The organism is Pseudomonas sp. S3_C06 (genome assembly GCF_054667675.1).
Window position 1 is genome coordinate 4,364,203 of record NZ_CP162747.1, and the last position, 18,849, is coordinate 4,383,051.

Consider the following 18,849-nt stretch of genomic DNA (forward strand, 5'->3'; position numbering starts at 1 on the left):
TGAGAGTCGGGGTTTTTTATTGCCCGAAGATCAAGAGCCCCCTCACCCTAACCCTCTCCCTGAGAGAGAGGGGACTGACCGTGGAAGATTCGCGAGATACACCGACCTGAAAGTGCATTAGCGCCTATGGATTCAACACAGCACGTTCAGGTCGGCATCACTCACCAGCATCCCCCAATCAGTCCCCTCTCCCTCCGGGAGAGGGCTAGGGTGAGGGGCTCTTGATCCTCAGGCAATAAAAAGCCCCGCACTTCAACCGAAGGCGGGGCTTTTCAATACCGCTGGATCAGAACAAATCGATCGGCGCCTGCTCATCCGCCGGCAGCGGGCTGCCCGGCGCAGTACCGTTGCCCAGTTCATTCACCGACGGTGGCGTGTCTTCAGACTTGAACAGTTCGAAGTACGCGCCTGGTGTGCTTGGTGTCGCCGCACGACCACTGACCGGATCCACGCGCAGGCTCAGCAAACCTTCCGGCTCAGGCTGAACATGCGGCGGCTTGTCCTTCAGCGCGGCCGACATGTAGTTCATCCAGATCGGCAGCGCCACGGTGCCACCGAACTCGCGACGACCGAGACTCTCCGGCTGGTCGAAGCCGGTCCACACCGTGGTCACGTAATCGGCGTTGTAACCGGAGAACCACGCGTCTTTCGATTCGTTGGTGGTACCGGTTTTACCGGCGATATCGCTGCGGCCCATGGCCAGCGCACGGCGACCAGTGCCGAGCTTGATCACGTCCTGCAACATGCTGTTGAGGATGTAGGTGGTACGACCGTCGACAATGCGCTCGGCCACGGCTGGCGCTTGCGGTACGGCAGCGTTGCCCGGCGCTTCACCCGGAACCGGCGCGGCATTGACCGTGAACGACTCAGTGCTCGGCGCAGCGATACCGTCCGTCGCCGAACCACCCTGAGGCACGGTCGGCGGGTTGGCGACGAACAGCGTGTCGCCGTTGCGGCTTTCGATCTTGTCGATGATGTACGGGGTGATCTTGTAGCCGCCGTTGGCGAACGTGCTCCAACCGGTGGCGATCTCCATCGGCGTCAGCGTTGCGGTGCCCAGGGCCAGCGACAGGTTCGGCGGCAGATCCTGCTTGTTGAAGCCGAAACGGGTGATGTAGTCGATGGTCTTGCCCACGCCCATGGCCTGCAGCAGGCGGATCGATACCAGGTTACGCGACTTGTACAGCGCCTCACGCAGGCGAATCGGGCCGAGGAAGGTGTTGGTATCGTTTTTCGGACGCCAGACCTTGTCCAGGTACTCGTCGACGAACACGATCGGCGCGTCATTGACCAAGGTGGCGGCGGTATAACCACTGTCCAGCGCAGCGCTGTAGACGAACGGCTTGAAGCTCGAGCCCGGTTGACGCTTGGCCTGCATCGCGCGGTTGTAGTTGCTCTGTTCGAAGGCGAAACCGCCGACCAGCGAGCGAATCGCCCCGTTCTGCGGATCCAGCGAAACCAGCGCACCTTGTGCCTGCGGGATCTGGCTGAACTTCAACGAATTGTCTTTCTGACGCTGCACGCGAACCAGATCGCCGACCTGCGCCACATCCGACGGCTGACGCGGGTTGGCGCCCATGCTGTTGGTGTTGAGGAACGGCCGCGCCCATTTCATGGTGTCCCAGGCAACGTGCTCTTCTCCAGTGCGGGTCAGCACTTGCAGGCCGTTCTTGTCGACCTGGGTAACGATGGCTGGCTCCAGGCTGCTGATCGTGCGCTGCTTGGTCAGTTCGCTGGCCCAGGCCTCGCGGGTTTTGCCCGGCAGGCGCGACTCGGGGCCACGGTAGCCGTGACGCTGGTCGTAGGTCATCAGGCCTTCGTGCAGCGCGGTGTTGGCCATTTCCTGCAGGTTGCTCGGCACCGTGGTGGTGACGCGGAAACCTTCCGTGTAGGCATCGCTGCCATAGCGGCCGACCATTTCGGCGCGGGCCATCTCGGCGATGTACGGCGCATTCACTTCCGGGGTCGGCACGTGATAGCTGGCGTTCAGCGGCTCGTTGATCGCGGCGGTGTAGTCCGCTTCGGTGATCTTGCCGAGCTTGTACATGCGCCCGAGGATCCAGTCGCGACGCTCTTTGCTGCGCGCCGGGTTGGCCAGCGGGTTGAAGCGCGACGGCGCTTTCGGCAGGCCGGCGATCATCGCCATCTGCGCCAGGCTGACATCGCGGATCGACTTGCCGTAATACACCTGCGCCGCCGCTTCGATGCCGTAGGCGCGGTTGCCCAGATAGATCTTGTTCACGTACAGCTCAAGGATTTCGTCCTTGGTCAGCTGCCGCTCGATCTGCAGGGCCAGAAGAATTTCGGTGGTTTTGCGCGAGAAGCTGCGTTCGCTGGTCAGGAAGAAGTTCTTCGCCACCTGCATGGTGATGGTGCTGCCGCCGGACTGAATGTGTCCGCTTTTGACCAGTTGGGTCGCGGCGCGCATCAGGCTGCTCGGATCGACGCCGTAGTGGTTGGCGAAATTGTCGTCTTCAGCACTTAGTAACGCATTAATGAAATTGGGTGGAATGTCGGCGAAACGGATCGGAGTCCGGCGCATTTCGCCAAATTCTGCGATCAACTTGTTGTCGCTGGAGTAAACCCGCAATGGAATCTGCAACTGAATGCTTCGCAGAGCCTCCACAGACGGCAAACCCGGACTAAGGTAAAGAAACGCGCCGCTGAGACCTAAAAGCAGTCCGCAGAAAACGGCGACGATGGACCAACCGAAAAATTTCAGCAGACGAATCAAGGCGTTTGGGCATCCAGGGCAAAGAATGAATTTGGCGACGGGGTTCCGGCTACACACAGAACAGCCCGCGCTTGCAGTAAAAAGCGGAAAAAAACGCTGGGCATTATAAGCACTTTTCTGCTGGGGGCGTCATTTGCGCTTCTGTCAAGACGGGGTGAAGGAACGCAATGCGTATTACAGAGTCCGTAACTCACGGAAAGTCATAGGGAATTGGTAGTGCTGGGACTCTTCAATAAAAAGGCCAATACGTTACTGGGGATCGACATCAGTTCCACGTCAGTGAAGCTGCTGGAACTGAGCCGTCAGGGTGATCGCTACCGGGTCGAGGCGTACGCGGTCGAGCCATTGCCGGCAAACGCCGTGGTCGAGAAAAACATCGCCGAACTCGAAGGCGTTGGCCAGGCCCTAAGCCGAGTGCTGGTCAAGGCGCGCACCGGACTCAAGGGCGTGGCAGTTGCAGTGGCCGGTTCGGCGGTGATTACCAAAATCATCGAAATGGACGCCGGGCTGTCCGATGACGAACTGGAAAACCAGCTCAAGATCGAGGCCGACCAATACATTCCCTATCCATTGGACGAAGTTGCCATCGATTTCGAAGTCCAGGGCGTTTCGCCGCGCAACCCTGAACGGGTCAACGTGCTGCTGGCTGCCTGTCGCAAGGAAAACGTCGAAGTCCGTGAGGCGGCGCTGGCACTCGCCGGGCTGACTGCGCGGGTCGTCGATGTCGAAGCCTATGCGCTGGAACGCTCTTTCGGGCTGCTCGCCACGCAACTGGCGGCCACGCAAGAGCGGCTCACTGTCGCCGTCGTCGATATCGGCGCGACCATGACCACCCTCAGCGTTCTGCACAACGGCAAGATCATCTACACCCGCGAGCAATTGTTCGGCGGGCGGCAACTGACCGAAGAAATCCAGCGCCGTTATGGCCTGACCATCGAGCAGGCGGGGCTGGCGAAAAAGCAGGGCGGTCTGCCCGATGATTACATCAGCGAGGTCTTGCAGCCGTTTCGTGAAGCGCTGGTACAGCAAGTGTCGCGCTCGTTGCAGTTCTTCTTCGCCTCCGGGCAATACAACGCGGTCGACCACATTCTGCTGGCCGGCGGTACGGCCTCAGTGCCGGGGCTGGACCGGCTGATCGAGCAGCGCCTGAAGACGCCGACGCAAGTGGCCAATCCGTTTTCCAATATGGCCTTGAGCAGCAAGGTCAATGCCGGAGCGCTGGCCAGCGACGCGCCGGCCCTGATGATCGCCTGCGGGCTCGCGCTCAGGAGTTTCGACTGATGGCGCGGATCAACCTCCTGCCCTGGCGTGAAGAGCGCCGCGAAGAACGGCGCAAACGCTTCCTGCTGGCCTTGATCGGTGTCGTCGTCGGCTCGGTCGGTGCGGTGTTGATTGCCGATCAGGTCATCAGCACCGCCATTGCACGACAAGTGGCGCGCAATGATTACATCGGCAAGCAGATTGCCGTGGTCGACGAACGGATCAAACAGATCAGCGATCTCAAGGCGCGTCGCCAGCAGCTGGTCGAACGCATGCGCATCATCCAGGATCTGCAAGGCAACCGGCAGATCAGCGGACGAATCTTCGATCAATTGGCACGCACGCTGCCTGACGGGGTGTATTTCACCGATGTGAAGATGGCCGGCAAAACCCTGTCGATCAGCGGTGCCGCTGAATCGAACAACCGGATTTCCGAGTTGATGCGCAATCTGGACGCCTCCGACTGGTTCGACGCGCCGGGCCTCAACGAGGTGAAGGCGACGACCGAGGGCCAGGTGGATCAGGCCAATACCTTTGAGCTGACGGTACGGCAAACCCAGCCCCGAACCGTGGAGGACGAGCAATGAAGCCGTCCGAATGGCTGGAAAGCTTGCGCGACATCGATTTCAACGACCTCGATACCAGCAACATCGGCTCGTGGCCGGGGGCAGTGAAAGCCATCGCCGGGGCGCTGTTGATGGTGCTGGTGTTGGCGCTTGGCTATAACTTTTTCATCAGTGATCTGGAAAACCAGCTGGATGCCAAGCGCGAAGAGGAGGCTACGCTCAAGGAACAATTTGCCAGCAAGGCGCGCCTGTCAGCCAATCTTGAGCTGTACACCCAGCAAATGAAGGAGATGGAAAATACCTTCGGCGTATTGCTGCGGCAATTGCCCAGTGACACCGAAGTGCCGGGCTTGCTGGAAGACATCACTCGCACGGGGCTGGGCAGCGGCCTGGAGTTTGAAGAGATCAAACTGCTGCCAGAAGTCACCCAGCAGTTTTACATCGAGTTGCCGATTCAGATTACTGTCACCGGTGCTTACCACGACCTCGCCACGTTCGTCAGTGGCGTGGCCGGGCTACCGCGCATCGTCACCCTGCATGATTTCGAACTCGCTCCGGCCAATAAAGACGGCGGGCCGAAGCTGCGCATGAGCATCCTTGCCAAGACCTACCGGTACAACGACAAGGGGCTGCAGAAATGAGCCCGGTTCGTTGCATCGCGTTGGCGATGACGCTGCTCGCGTTGAACGGTTGTGGTGGCAGTGATGACTTCAGCGATCTCGACGCTTACATGAACGAAGTGCGCCTGCGCCCGGCGGGCAGGATTGAACCAACCCCGACATTCCGGTCTTACCCCACATTCACTTACAGCGCGGCCAACCTGCGCAGTCCGTTCTCGCGCCAGGTGCGCGTTGATCTGGCCGGACAGAAACATGGCTCGCGCAACGTCAAACCCGACCCCAACCGGGTCAAGCAATACCTCGAAGGTTTCAATATCGAGCAGTTCGAGATGGTCGGCACGATCTCCAATGTTTCCGGCTCCTTCGCGCTGTTGCGCGGGGCGGGCGGGGTGCATCGGCTGAAAGTCGGCGATTACCTGGGGCGCAATGACGGTCGCATCGTCGCCATCAGCGCCACCCAGGTCGATGTCGTCGAAATCGTCCCCGACGGCGAAGGCGCCTGGCTGGAGCGTCCGCGCACCATTCCTTTGAAAGAGCACTCATAGTGGAAGTCGAACAATGAACAGGATTTTCTCCACCCTCGGTTTTTCGCTATGGATAGCGCTGATGTCGCCGATGGTACTCGCGGCCAATCTGAAGACGCTGGATGTGGCGGCGTTGCCGGGTGATCGCGTCGAGCTGAAGCTGTCGTTCGACGGCCCACCGCCACAGCCCAAGGGCTACACCACCGAATCACCGGCACGCATCGCCCTCGATTTGCCCGGTGTCGCCAGTCAATTGGCCAGCAAGAACCTTGATCTGGGCAGCGGCAATGCACGCACCGCTACGGTGGTCGAGGCCAAGGATCGCACGCGGCTGATCGTCAGTCTCACGCAACTGGCGCCTTACACCACGCGGGTCGCGGGCAACAATCTGTTCGTGGTGGTTGGGCAGGGCGCGCCGGCGGCAGCGCCGCGATCTGCTGTCGTTGCGCCACGCCCTGCGGCTGCAGCGCCGGCCAAGGCAGTTGTGCCGAAAAGCCGGGCTATTCGCGGCGTAGATTTCCAGCGGGGTACGGCAGGTGAAGGCAACGTGGTCATTGACCTCTCCGACCCGACCATCGCTCCGGATATCCAGGAGCATGACGGCAAGATCATCCTCAGCTTTTCCCGCACACAACTCCCGGAAAAGCTGCGGGTACGCCTCGACGTCAAGGATTTCGCCACCCCGGTGCAGTTCGTCAATGCCGGAGTGACCGCTGATCGCACGGTTATTACGGTTGAACCCAGTGGTACTTACGAGTATTCGACTTTCCAGACCGACAACAAACTGACCGTCAGCATCCGCCCGATGACCGTCGATGATCTGCAAAAGCGTAACGCCGATCGTCAGGCTTACGTCGGCGAAAAGCTCTCGCTGAATTTCCAGGACATCGATGTGCGTTCAGTGCTGCAACTGATCGCCGATTTCACCAACCTCAACCTTGTCGCCAGCGACACGGTGCAGGGTGGCATCACCTTGCGCCTGCAGAACGTGCCGTGGGATCAGGCGCTGGATCTGGTGCTGAAAACCAAGGGGCTGGATAAACGCAAGATCGGCAATGTGCTGCTGGTTGCTCCGGCCGATGAAATCGCTGCCCGCGAACGTCAGGAACTGGAGTCGCAGAAACAGATCGCCGAACTGGCACCGCTGCGTCGCGAACTGTTGCAAGTGAACTACGCGAAAGCAGCGGACATCGCCAAGCTGTTCCAGTCGGTGACCAGTGCCGAGGCTAAAATCGACGAGCGCGGTTCGATTACTGTCGATGAGCGGACCAACAACATCATTGCCTATCAGACTCAGGATCGTCTCGACGAACTGCGGCGGATCGTGGCACAGCTGGATATACCGGTACGTCAGGTGATGATCGAGGCGCGGATCGTCGAAGCTAACGTCGATTACGACAAAAGCCTGGGCGTGCGCTGGGGCGGTTCGATCCAGAACAAGGGCAACTGGAACGCCTCCGGGGTCAACGGATCGTCGACCACCATTGGTACTCCCGGCAGCACCAGTACCAACTCGCCGTTCGTCGACATGGGCACCGTCAACAATACTTCAGGAATCGGCATCGCTTTCATCACCGACAACGTCTTGCTCGATCTTGAACTGACGGCCATGGAGAAAACCGGTAACGGAGAAATCGTCTCGCAGCCGAAAGTGGTCACCTCCGACAAGGAAACCGCGAAAATCCTCAAAGGCACCGAGATTCCGTATCAGGAAGCCAGCTCCAGTGGCGCCACGTCGGTGTCGTTCAAGGAGGCCTCGCTGTCGCTGGAAGTCACGCCGCAGATCACCCCCGACAATCGCATCATCATGGAGGTCAAGGTCACCAAGGACGAACCGGATTACCTGAACAAAGTGCAGGATGTACCGCCAATCAAGAAAAACGAGGTCAACGCCAAGGTGCTGGTCAACGACGGCGAAACCATCGTGATTGGGGGCGTTTTCTCAAATACTCAAAGCAAGGTCGTAGATAAGGTGCCATTTCTTGGCGATGTGCCGTATCTTGGCCGCCTTTTCCGGCGTGATGTGGTTTCGGAGAAAAAATCCGAGCTGCTGGTATTTCTCACACCACGTATCATGAATAACCAGGCGATTGCTGTGAGTCGTTGATTCTGTGCGAAATTTGATTCTTGTAGGACCGATGGGCGCTGGCAAAAGCACCATCGGCCGGTTGCTGGCCAAAGAGCTGCGCCTGCCGTTCAAAGATTCCGACAAGGAAATTGAACTGCGCACGGGCGCCAATATCCCGTGGATCTTCGACAAGGAAGGCGAGCCCGGCTTTCGTGACCGTGAGCAGGCGATGATTGCCGAGCTGTGCGCGTTCGACGGCGTGGTGTTGGCGACCGGCGGTGGCGCCGTAATGCGCGATGCCAATCGCAAGGCGCTGTATGAGGGCGGGCGAGTGGTGTATCTGCACGCCTCCGTTGAACAGCAGGTCGGCCGCACGTCGCGCGACCGCAATCGGCCGTTGTTGCGCACCGCCAATCCGGAGAAAACCCTGCGCGACCTGCTGGCGATTCGTGATCCGCTCTATCGGGAAATCGCCGATCTGGTGGTGGAAACCGACGAACGGCCGCCACGCATGGTCGTGCTCGATATTCTCGATCGTCTGGCGCAGCTGCCTCCCCGTTAAAGCATCGCTCGAAATGCGCTATCCTCGGCGTCCTGTCACAGCCCGCCGAGGTTGTGGCGGATGGCGGGCGAGCGGCGTCATACCCGCTATAGGCCGCAGATAACCAATAATTCAGGGCAGGATGCCTGCTTCCATCTTCACTGTGGGGACACATGCAGACACTCAAGGTCGATCTAGGCGAGCGCAGCTACCCGATTCATATTGGCGAAGGTTTGTTGGATCAGCCCGAGCTGCTGGCTCCGCATATCCATGGGCGGCAGGTGGCAATCATCTCCAACGAGACCGTTGCGCCGCTCTATCTCGAACGTCTGACCCGCAGTCTGGCGCAGTTCTCGGTGATCTCCGTGGTGCTGCCGGACGGTGAAGCCTTCAAGAACTGGGAAACCCTGCAACTGATCTTCGACGGTCTGCTGACCGCCCGTCATGACCGTCGCACCACCGTGATCGCCCTCGGCGGCGGTGTGATCGGCGACATGGCCGGTTTCGCCGCTGCCTGCTACCAGCGTGGCGTTGACTTCATCCAGATCCCCACAACATTGCTGTCCCAGGTCGATTCGTCGGTGGGCGGCAAGACCGGCATCAACCATCCGTTGGGCAAGAACATGGTCGGCGCGTTCTATCAGCCGAACGTCGTGCTGATCGATACCGCGTCCCTGAAAACCCTGCCAGAACGCGAGTTGTCCGCCGGTCTGGCCGAGGTCATCAAGTACGGTCTGATCTGCGACGAACCGTTCCTGACCTGGCTCGAAGACAACGTCGATGCCCTGCGTGCGCTGGATCAGAAAGCCCTGACTTATGCCATCGAGCGCTCCTGCGCAGCCAAGGCTGCGGTGGTCGGCGCCGATGAGAAGGAAACCGGCGTACGCGCCACGCTCAACCTCGGCCACACCTTCGGCCACGCCATCGAGACCCACATGGGCTATGGTGTCTGGTTGCACGGGGAGGCAGTCGCCGCTGGCACGGTGATGGCGCTGGAGATGTCCGCACGCCTGGGCTGGATCAGTGACGCAGAGCGTGATCGCGGCATTCGGCTGTTCCAGCGTGCCGGTCTGCCGGTGGTGCCGCCGACTGAAATGGCCGAGGCCGATTTTCTTCAACACATGGCAATCGACAAAAAAGTGATCGACGGTCGTCTGCGCCTGGTGCTGCTGCGCCGGATGGGCGAAGCGGTAGTGACCGACGATTATCCGAAAGAGGTTCTACAGGCCACGCTGGGAGCGGATTACCGCGCCCTGGCTCAGCTTAAAGGTTAATAAGATTCCGATGACTAGTTTGCATGCCGACGAGGCGTTCCTCGGCCATTTCCAGTTAAGTCACGACCCGTTCGCGCCACGCGTACCGGGCTTCAAGTTCTTCCCGGCCCAGCGCAAACCGGTGCTGGGTCAATTGCATCATCTGGCGCGTTACAGCCAGTTGCTGCTGGTGGTCACTGGCCCGCAAGGCAGTGGCAAGACGCTGCTGCGTCAGGCGCTGGTCGCCAGCACCAACAAGCAGTCGGTACAGAGCGTGGTGGTTTCCGCCCGTGGCGCCGGCGATGCTGCTGGCGTGCTGCGCCAGGTGGCGCAGGCACTGAACGTCGCTCAGGCCGAAGTTGGCGCGATTCTGGATCAGGTGGTGCAACTCGCACTGACCGGTCAGGAAGTCTATCTGCTGGTGGACGACGCCGAGCAGCTCGATGAATCCGCCCTCGAAGCGCTGATGGCGTTGGGTGCCGGCGCACCGGAAGGTCGCCCGCACGTGTTCCTGTTCGGTGAGTCGTCGCTGATCGCGCAGCTTGAGGCTTTGCACCTTGAGGAAGAGCGCTTCCACGTCATCGAATTGCAGCCGTACACCGAAGAAGAGACCCGCGAATATCTCGACCAGCGGCTTGAAGGCGCAGGCCGGGGTGTCGAACTTTTCACCGCAGATCAGATCTCTGATATTCACGAAAGCGCCGAGGGTTGGCCGGGCAACATCAACCAGGTCGCTCGCGATGCTCTGATCGAAGTCATGATTGCCAGCCGCTCTGCGGTCAAGCGTCCAAGTATGGGGTTCAACATGCCGAAGAAACACGTATTGGCGATTTCCGCCGTCGTTGTGGTCGCGGTCGCTGCCGCCTGGCTGATGCCGGGTCGCAACAAGGCGCCGACTACCGGTGCACCGGCCAATGAACAGGCACAGTTGCCGTTGGGCCAGGGCGCAGCCAATGGCGGCGCACCGAACGTCGAGTTCGCTGGTAATACACAGCCGATGCCGTTGCCGCTGGTCGGCAACTCGCAACCGGTGATGCGCGGTCCGTTGGCCGAAGCGGCCGGTGGCATTACCGAAGGCGACGATGGCGTGCCGCTGGAAGGTTCCAGCGATACCCCGCCGACCTTTACTACTTCCGCACCGCCTGCGGGCGTTCCGGCCGGCCCTGCGCCGACACCGGTTCCGTTGCCTGCCGCCAAGCCGACCCCGGCGCCGACGCAAGTCGCCACCGCCAAGCCTGCTCCGGCAGCGCCTGCAGCGAAACCGGCTCCGGCACCGGCCAAGCCAGTCGCTGCAGCCAAACCGGCCGAGAAGCCGGTGACCGTCGCCAAAGCCGCCGGTGGCAGCTGGTATGCCGGTCAGCCGACCGGCAACTACGTGGTGCAGATCCTTGGCACCAGTTCGGAATCCGCAGCGCAAAACTTCGTCAAGGAGCAGGGTGGCGAGTACCGTTATTTCAAGAAAGTCCTCAACGGCAAGCCTCTCTACGTGATCACCTACGGCAACTTCGCCAATCGTGATGCGGCCGTTTCTGCCATCAAGGCCTTGCCAGCGAAGGTTCAGGCTGGTAAACCTTGGCCTCGCACTGTCGCCAGCGTCCAACAGGAACTGGCAACAACTCGCTGAAGATTCGGCGGCCTTACCCAGGCCGCCTCTCCAAGCACCTCAAAATTTCTACGAGTGCGCGCTTCCTTCCAGGTCGCGTGCCTTGTGGTGTCTGCGTCACAGTAGTCTTTGAGTCGTTGCGGTCAAAATTAAAAAAGTTTTGACTAGCACAGCAGATCGCTTTAAACCTTTCACAAATGCGACATGAATTTGCGACATTTCGTCGTCAAATTTGTGAGCCTCTGTGTCGCTGTGTACAATGACCACCCTTTTGCCCCTGCTAAGCTGGCGTACGTTCGGCGCGGGATGCAAGTGGTTGAATTGAAAAGAAATTTGCCTCGAAAAGAGGCAGCCTGGTGAGAAAGTGTCTATGAAAGCAGGTCTGTACCAACCAGATGAATTCAAGGATAACTGCGGTTTCGGCCTGATAGCCCATATGCAGGGCGAGCCCAGTCATACCCTTTTGCAAACGGCCATCGAGGCCCTGACCTGCATGACCCACCGCGGTGGGATTAATGCCGACGGCAAGACCGGTGACGGTTGCGGTCTGCTGATTCAAAAACCTGACGCGTTCCTGCGAGCCATTGCCCAGGAAACCTTCAGCGTCGAGCTGCCCAAGCAATATGCAGTGGGCATGGTCTTTTTCAACCAGGATCCGGCCAAGGCCGAAGCCGCTCGCGAGAACATGAACCGCGAGATCCTCGCTGAAGGCCTGCAACTGATCGGCTGGCGCAAAGTGCCAATCGACACCAGCGTCCTCGGCCGCCTGGCCCTTGAGCGCCTGCCACAGATCGAGCAGGTGTACATCGGCGGTGAAGGCCTGAGCGATCAGGATATGGCCGTGAAGCTGTTCAGTGCACGTCGTCGTTCGTCGGTGGCCAACGCCGTCGACTCCGACCACTACATCTGCAGCTTTTCGCACAAGACCATCATCTATAAAGGCCTGATGATGCCGGCCGACCTGGCCGCGTTTTATCCAGACCTGAGCGACGAGCGCCTGCAAACCGCGATCTGCGTGTTCCACCAGCGCTTTTCCACCAACACTCTGCCGAAATGGCCGCTGGCGCAGCCATTCCGCTTCCTCGCCCACAACGGCGAGATCAACACCATCACCGGTAACCGTAACTGGGCGCAGGCCCGTCGGACCAAGTTCAGCAATGATCTGATGGATCTGGAAGAACTCGGCCCGCTGGTCAACCGTGTCGGTTCCGACTCCTCGAGCATGGACAACATGCTCGAGCTGATGGTCACCGGTGGCATCGACCTGTTCCGTGGCGTGCGGATGATCATTCCGCCGGCGTGGCAGAACGTCGAAACCATGGACCCGGATCTGCGTGCGTTCTACGAGTACAACTCGATGCACATGGAGCCGTGGGACGGCCCGGCTGGTGTTGTGATGACCGACGGTCGTTACGCGGTGTGCCTGCTCGACCGTAACGGTCTGCGCCCGGCGCGCTGGGTTACCACCACCAACGGTTTCATCACCTTGGCGTCGGAAATCGGCGTGTGGGACTACAAGCCTGAAGACGTGATTGCCAAAGGTCGTGTCGGCCCTGGGCAGATCTTCGCGGTGGACACCGAAACCGGGCAGATCCTCGACACTGATGCGATCGACAACCGCCTGAAGTCCCGTCATCCGTACAAGCAATGGCTGCGCAAGAATGCCCTGCGCATTCAGGCGACCATGGAAGACAACGACCACGGTTCGGCGTTCTACGACGTCGATCAGCTCAAGCAATACATGAAGATGTATCAGGTCACGTTCGAAGAGCGCGATCAGGTCCTGCGTCCGCTCGGCGAGCAAGGCTACGAAGCCGTGGGCTCGATGGGCGACGACACGCCGATGGCCGTGCTGTCGCAGCGCGTGCGCACGCCGTACGACTATTTCCGTCAGCAGTTCGCGCAGGTCACCAACCCGCCGATCGACCCGCTGCGTGAAGCTATCGTGATGTCGCTGGAAATTTGCCTCGGTGCCGAGCGCAACATTTTCCAGGAGTCGCCGGAACATGCTTCGCGCGTGATCCTCAGCTCGCCGGTCATTTCCCCGGCCAAGTGGCGCTCGCTGATGAACCTCGACCGCCCGGGTTTCGAACGGGCGATCATCGACCTCAACTACGACGAAAGCGTCGGCCTCGAAGCGGCGATCCGCAACGTCGCCGATCAGGCTGAAGAAGCCGTGCGCGCCGGTCGTACCCAGATCGTCCTGAGCGACCGTCATATCGCTCCGGGCAAGCTGCCGATCCACGCATCACTGGCGACCGGTGCCGTCCACCACCGCCTGACCGAAAAAGGCCTGCGTTGCGATTCCAACATCCTCGTTGAAACTGCAACCGCCCGTGACCCGCATCACTTTGCGGTGCTGATCGGCTTCGGCGCCTCGGCGGTCTATCCGTTCCTGGCCTACGAAGTGCTGGGCGACCTGATCCGCACCGGTGAAGTGCTGGGCGACCTCTACGAGGTGTTCAAGAACTACCGCAAAGGCATCACCAAAGGTCTGCTGAAGATCCTCTCGAAGATGGGCATCTCGACCATCGCTTCGTACCGTGGCGCTCAGTTGTTCGAAGCCATCGGCCTGTCCGAAGAAGTCTGCGACCTGAGCTTCCGTGGCGTGCCGAGCCGCATCAAGGGTGCGCGTTTCGTCGACATCGAAGCCGAGCAGAAAGCACTCGCCACTGAAGCCTGGAGTCCGCGCAAGCCGATCCAGCAGGGCGGTTTGCTGAAGTTCGTCCACGGTGGCGAATATCACGCCTACAACCCGGACGTGGTCAACACCCTGCAAGCCGCTGTGCAGCAGGGCGACTACGCCAAGTTCAAGGAATACACCTCGCTGGTGGACAACCGTCCGGTGTCGATGATCCGCGATCTGTTCAAGGTCAAGACACTCGACACGCCGCTGGACATCAGTGAAATCGAACCGCTGGAATCGGTGCTCAAACGCTTCGACTCCGCCGGTATCTCGCTGGGCGCACTGTCGCCGGAAGCTCACGAAGCCCTGGCCGAAGCCATGAACCGCCTCGGTGCGCGTTCGAACTCCGGCGAAGGTGGTGAAGACCCGGCGCGTTACGGCACCATCAAGAGTTCGAAAATCAAGCAGGTTGCCACTGGCCGTTTCGGTGTAACCCCGGAATACCTGGTCAATGCCGAAGTGCTGCAGATCAAGGTCGCGCAGGGCGCCAAGCCGGGCGAGGGCGGGCAACTGCCGGGCGGTAAAGTCAACGGTTTGATCGCCAAGCTGCGTTACGCAGTGCCGGGCGTGACCCTGATTTCGCCACCGCCGCACCACGACATCTACTCGATCGAAGACTTGTCGCAGCTGATTTTCGACCTCAAGCAGGTCAACCCGAAGGCGCTGGTTTCGGTGAAACTGGTAGCCGAAGCAGGCGTCGGCACCATCGCCGCCGGTGTGGCCAAGGCCTATGCGGACTTGATCACCATCTCCGGTTACGACGGTGGTACCGGTGCTTCGCCGCTGACCTCGATCAAATACGCGGGCGCACCGTGGGAACTCGGCCTCGCCGAAACTCACCAGACCCTGCGCGGCAACGACCTGCGCGGCAAAGTCCGGGTGCAGACCGACGGCGGCCTGAAAACCGGCCTCGACGTGATCAAGGCAGCCATTCTCGGCGCCGAAAGCTTCGGCTTCGGTACCGCGCCAATGATCGCACTGGGCTGCAAATACCTGCGTATCTGCCACTTGAACAACTGCGCCACTGGCGTTGCGACTCAGAACGAGAAGCTGCGCAAGGATCACTACATCGGTACCGTCGACATGGTGGTGAACTTCTTCACCTACGTCGCCGAAGAAACCCGTGAGTGGCTGGCCAAGCTCGGCGTGCGCTCCCTCGAAGAGCTGATCGGTCGCACCGATCTGCTGGAAATCCTCGAAGGCCAGACCGCCAAGCAAAACCACCTCGATCTGACGCCGCTGTTGGGCAGCGATCACATCCCGGCAGACAAACCTCAGTTCTGCGGCGTTGAGCGCAACCCGCCGTTCGACCAAGGCCTGCTGGCCGAGAAAATGGTCGAGATGGCCTCGTCGGCGATCAACGACATGAGCGGCGCCGAGTTCGATCTGGACATCTGCAACTGCGACCGTTCGATCGGCGCGCGGATCTCCGGCGAAATCGCCCGCAAGCACGGCAACCAGGGCATGGCGAAAGCGCCAATCACCTTCCGCTTCAAGGGCACTGCCGGTCAGAGCTTCGGTGTGTGGAACGCCGGCGGTCTGAACATGTACCTCGAAGGCGACGCCAACGACTACGTCGGCAAAGGCATGACCGGTGGCAAGCTGACCATCGTGCCGCCGAAGGGCAGCGTTTATAAGACTCAGGACAGCGCCATCATCGGCAACACCTGCCTGTATGGCGCAACTGGCGGCAAGCTGTTCGCCGCTGGCACCGCAGGCGAGCGTTTCGCCGTGCGTAACTCCGGTGCTCACACGGTTGTGGAAGGCACTGGCGATCACTGCTGTGAGTACATGACCGGTGGTTTTGTCTGCGTTCTGGGCAAGACCGGTTACAACTTCGGCTCTGGCATGACCGGTGGTTTCGCCTACGTGCTCGATCAGGACAACACCTTCGTTGATCGGGTCAACCACGAACTGGTGGAAATCCAGCGGATCAGCGGCGAGGCGATGGAAGCCTATCGCAGCCACCTGCAAAACGTGCTGAACGAGTACGTCGCGGAAACCGACAGCGAGTGGGGTCGTGAACTCGCCGAAAACCTCGATGACTACCTGCGCCGTTTCTGGCTGGTCAAGCCTAAGGCTGCCAACCTGAAATCGTTGCTTTCCAGCACTCGTGCCAACCCGCAGTGATATGCGCCTGAAGAGTTTGATGAGGTTTTAACAATGGCTGAACGTCTGAATAACGACTTCCAGTTCATCGATGTCGGGCGCAAAGATCCGAAGAAGAAACTGTTGCGTCAACGCAAGAAAGAGTTCGTCGAAATCTACGAACCGTTCAAACCCCAGCAGTCGGCCGACCAGGCCCACCGCTGCCTGGGTTGCGGCAACCCGTATTGCGAATGGAAGTGCCCGGTGCACAACTTCATTCCCAACTGGCTGAAGCTGGTGGCCGAAGGCAACATCCTTCAGGCCGCCGAGCTGTCGCACCAGACCAACACCCTGCCGGAAGTCTGCGGCCGGGTCTGTCCGCAGGATCGTCTGTGCGAGGGTGCCTGCACCCTTAACGACGGTTTCGGCGCGGTGACCATCGGTTCGGTCGAGAAGTACATCACCGACACCGCGTTCGCCATGGGCTGGCGCCCGGACATGTCCAAGGTCAAACCGACCGGCAAACGTGTCGCGATCATTGGCGCGGGCCCGGCGGGTCTGGGCTGTGCCGACGTGCTGGTACGCGGCGGCGTGACCCCGGTGGTGTTCGACAAGAACCCGGAAATCGGCGGTCTGCTGACCTTCGGCATCCCCGAGTTCAAGCTGGAAAAGACCGTGCTGAGCAATCGTCGCGAAGTCTTCACCGGCATGGGCATCGAGTTCCGTCTGAATACCGAAGTCGGCAAAGACGTGACCATGGAGCAACTGCTCGCTGAATACGATGCGGTGTTCATGGGCATGGGCACCTACACCTACATGAAGGGCGGTTTTGCCGGTGAGGACCTGCCGGGCGTGTATGACGCGCTGGACTTCCTGATCGCCAACGTCAATCGCAACCTGGGCTTTGAAAAGTCGCCGGAAGATTTCGTCGACATGAAAGGCAAAAAGGTTGTGGTTCTCGGCGGCGGCGACACGGCGATGGACTGCAACCGCACGTCGATCCGTCAGGGCGCCAAGTCGGTGACCTGCGCGTATCGTCGTGACGAAGCGAACATGCCCGGCTCGCGCAAAGAGGTGAAGAACGCCAAGGAAGAAGGCGTGAAATTCCTCTACAACCGCCAGCCGATCGCTATCGTCGGCGAAGACAAGGTTGAAGGCGTCAAAGTGGTCGAGACCCGTCTCGGCGAACCGGACGCCCGTGGCCGTCGCAGCCCTGAGCCGATCCCGGGCTCCGAAGAGATCATCCCGGCCGACGCCGTGGTCATCGCGTTCGGTTTCCGCCCGAGCCCGGCGCCGTGGTTTGAACAGTTCGAGATCCAGACCGACAGCCAGGGCCGCGTCGTTGCGCCTGAGCAAGGTCAGTACAAGCACCAGACCAGCAACCCGAAAATCTTTGCCGGTGGCGACATGGTGCGCGGTTCCGACCTGGTGGTGACGGCCATCTTCGAAGGCCGCAATGCCGCCGAAGGGATCCTCGATTACCTGGGCGTCTGATTACATTTCAAGCTGAAATGCGATCAAAAATGTGGGAGCGAGCCTGCTCGCGAAAGCGGTCTGTCAGCCAACTTAAATGTTGGATGTGCCGGCCTCTTCGCGAGCAGGCTCGCTCCCACAGTTGTTTTTGGGGGCTGCAAATTCTGCATTCCAGCGCAATAAATTGACCCGATAGACAAAAGGCTGACCTGCATCCGTGCCTTTTGCGTCGCGCTCTGAGAAAATGCCCGCACTTTTTTTCCGGATGCCGACATGACTGCCCTGAAGAACGACCGTTTCCTCCGCGCCCTGCTCAAGCAACCCGTTGACGTCACCCCGGTGTGGATGATGCGCCAGGCCGGCCGCTACCTGCCGGAATACCGCGCCAGCCGCGCCCAGGCCGGTGATTTCATGAGCCTGTGCATGAATCCGGAATTCGCCTGCGAAGTCACGATGCAACCGCTCGACCGCTATCCACAACTGGACGCGGCGATCCTGTTTTCCGACATCCTCACCATCCCCGATGCCATGGGCCAAGGCCTGTACTTCGAGACCGGTGAAGGTCCGCGCTTCAAGAAAGTCGTCAGCACCCTGGCCGATATCGAAGCGTTGCCGATCCCGGATCCACACAAAGACCTCGGCTACGTCATGGACGCGGTCAGCACCATCCGTCGCGAGCTGAACGGTCGTGTGCCGTTGATCGGCTTCTCCGGCAGCCCGTGGACCCTGGCGACCTACATGGTCGAAGGCGGCTCATCCAAAGACTTCCGCAAGACCAAAGCGATGCTCTACGACAACCCGCAGGCCATGCACCTGCTGCTGGATAAACTGGCGCAGTCGGTGACCTCGTACCTCAACGGTCAGATCATGGCCGGCGCGCAAGCGGTGCAGATCTTCGATACCTGGGGCGGCAACCTGTCGGCGGCGGCGTATCAGGAGTTCTCGCTGGCCTACATGAAGAAAATCGTCAGCGGCCTGATCCGCGAGCACGACGGCCGCAAAGTGCCGGTGATCCTCTTCACCAAAAACGGCGGCCTGTGGCTGGAAAGCATTGCCGAGGCTGGCGCCGACGCACTGGGCCTGGACTGGACCTGCGACATCGGTAACGCCCGCGCCCGCGTTGGCGACAAGGTTGCGCTGCAAGGCAACATGGACCCGACCGTGCTGTACGCCAAACCGGAAGCGATCCGCACCGAAGTCGGGCGCATTCTGGCCAGTTATGGCAAGGGCAGCGGTCACGTGTTCAACCTTGGCCATGGCATCACGCCTGAGGTTGATCCGGAGCATGCCGGTGCGTTCTTGCGTGCGGTGCATGAGCTGTCGGCGCAGTATCACGAGTGATCGCCACACCATAAAAAACGCCCGGCTAAATGCCGGGCGTTTTTATTTGCACGATCCTACGTCGGACGCAGACCAATTGTAGGAGTGAGCCT

12 protein-coding genes are annotated in these 18,849 nt (G+C 60.2%); 11 read left to right on the forward strand and 1 reads right to left on the reverse strand.

Annotated elements, in window-relative coordinates; all coding sequences use genetic code 11:
- Nucleotides 1-286 precede the first annotated feature (286 nt).
- Complete coding sequence (locus AB4N44_RS19455; protein ID WP_371929253.1) at nt 287-2,731, reverse strand: penicillin-binding protein 1A; 2,445 nt, start codon at nt 2,729-2,731, stop codon at nt 287-289.
- A 219-nt stretch (nt 2,732-2,950) separates the two neighbouring features.
- On the opposite strand from AB4N44_RS19455, the gene AB4N44_RS19460 reads away from it, so the two are divergent.
- From AB4N44_RS19460 to hemE, 11 genes are all read left to right on the forward strand, one after another.
- Nucleotides 2,951-4,015 carry a pilus assembly protein PilM gene (locus tag AB4N44_RS19460; protein ID WP_127925526.1) on the forward strand — a complete coding sequence of 355 codons (1,065 nt, stop codon included), beginning with the start codon at nt 2,951-2,953 and terminating at the stop codon, nt 4,013-4,015.
- Nucleotides 4,015-4,581 carry a PilN domain-containing protein gene (locus AB4N44_RS19465; RefSeq protein ID WP_150650018.1) on the forward strand — a complete coding sequence of 189 codons (567 nt, stop codon included), beginning with the start codon at nt 4,015-4,017 and terminating at the stop codon, nt 4,579-4,581. The genes AB4N44_RS19460 and AB4N44_RS19465 overlap by 1 nt, the downstream gene beginning before the upstream one ends.
- Entirely contained in the window at nt 4,578-5,201 is a 624-nt protein-coding gene (gene pilO, locus AB4N44_RS19470; protein WP_127925528.1) for a type 4a pilus biogenesis protein PilO, read from the forward strand. The genes AB4N44_RS19465 and pilO overlap by 4 nt, the downstream gene beginning before the upstream one ends.
- Nucleotides 5,198-5,725: a pilus assembly protein PilP gene (locus AB4N44_RS19475; protein ID WP_127925529.1), complete on the forward strand. Its 528-nt coding sequence runs from the start codon at nt 5,198-5,200 to the stop codon at nt 5,723-5,725. The genes pilO and AB4N44_RS19475 overlap by 4 nt, the downstream gene beginning before the upstream one ends.
- Before the next feature lie 13 nt (nt 5,726-5,738).
- Nucleotides 5,739-7,811 carry a type IV pilus secretin PilQ gene (pilQ, locus tag AB4N44_RS19480; RefSeq protein WP_127925530.1) on the forward strand — a complete coding sequence of 691 codons (2,073 nt, stop codon included), beginning with the start codon at nt 5,739-5,741 and terminating at the stop codon, nt 7,809-7,811.
- Between the two features lie 4 nt (nt 7,812-7,815).
- Entirely contained in the window at nt 7,816-8,334 is a 519-nt protein-coding gene (gene aroK / locus AB4N44_RS19485) for a shikimate kinase AroK (RefSeq protein ID WP_045122915.1), read from the forward strand.
- Between the two features lie 152 nt (nt 8,335-8,486).
- Complete coding sequence (aroB, locus tag AB4N44_RS19490; RefSeq protein WP_150776185.1) at nt 8,487-9,587, forward strand: 3-dehydroquinate synthase; 1,101 nt, start codon at nt 8,487-8,489, stop codon at nt 9,585-9,587.
- 10 nt (nt 9,588-9,597) lie between these two features.
- On the forward strand, nt 9,598-11,190 hold the full coding sequence (locus tag AB4N44_RS19495) for an AAA family ATPase (protein WP_460107944.1): 1,593 nt from the start codon (nt 9,598-9,600) through the stop codon (nt 11,188-11,190).
- A 349-nt stretch (nt 11,191-11,539) separates the two neighbouring features.
- Nucleotides 11,540-15,985, forward strand: coding sequence for a glutamate synthase large subunit (gene gltB, locus AB4N44_RS19500; protein ID WP_460107941.1), 4,446 nt, complete (start codon nt 11,540-11,542; stop codon nt 15,983-15,985).
- 33 nt (nt 15,986-16,018) lie between these two features.
- The gene (locus AB4N44_RS19505; RefSeq protein WP_007909438.1) at nt 16,019-17,437 is read left to right on the forward strand and encodes an FAD-dependent oxidoreductase; all 1,419 of its coding nucleotides are present in this window, start codon (nt 16,019-16,021) and stop codon (nt 17,435-17,437) included.
- 252 nt (nt 17,438-17,689) lie between these two features.
- Complete coding sequence (gene hemE, locus AB4N44_RS19510) at nt 17,690-18,757, forward strand: uroporphyrinogen decarboxylase (RefSeq protein ID WP_008077242.1); 1,068 nt, start codon at nt 17,690-17,692, stop codon at nt 18,755-18,757.
- The last annotated feature ends 92 nt before the right edge of the window (nt 18,758-18,849 follow it).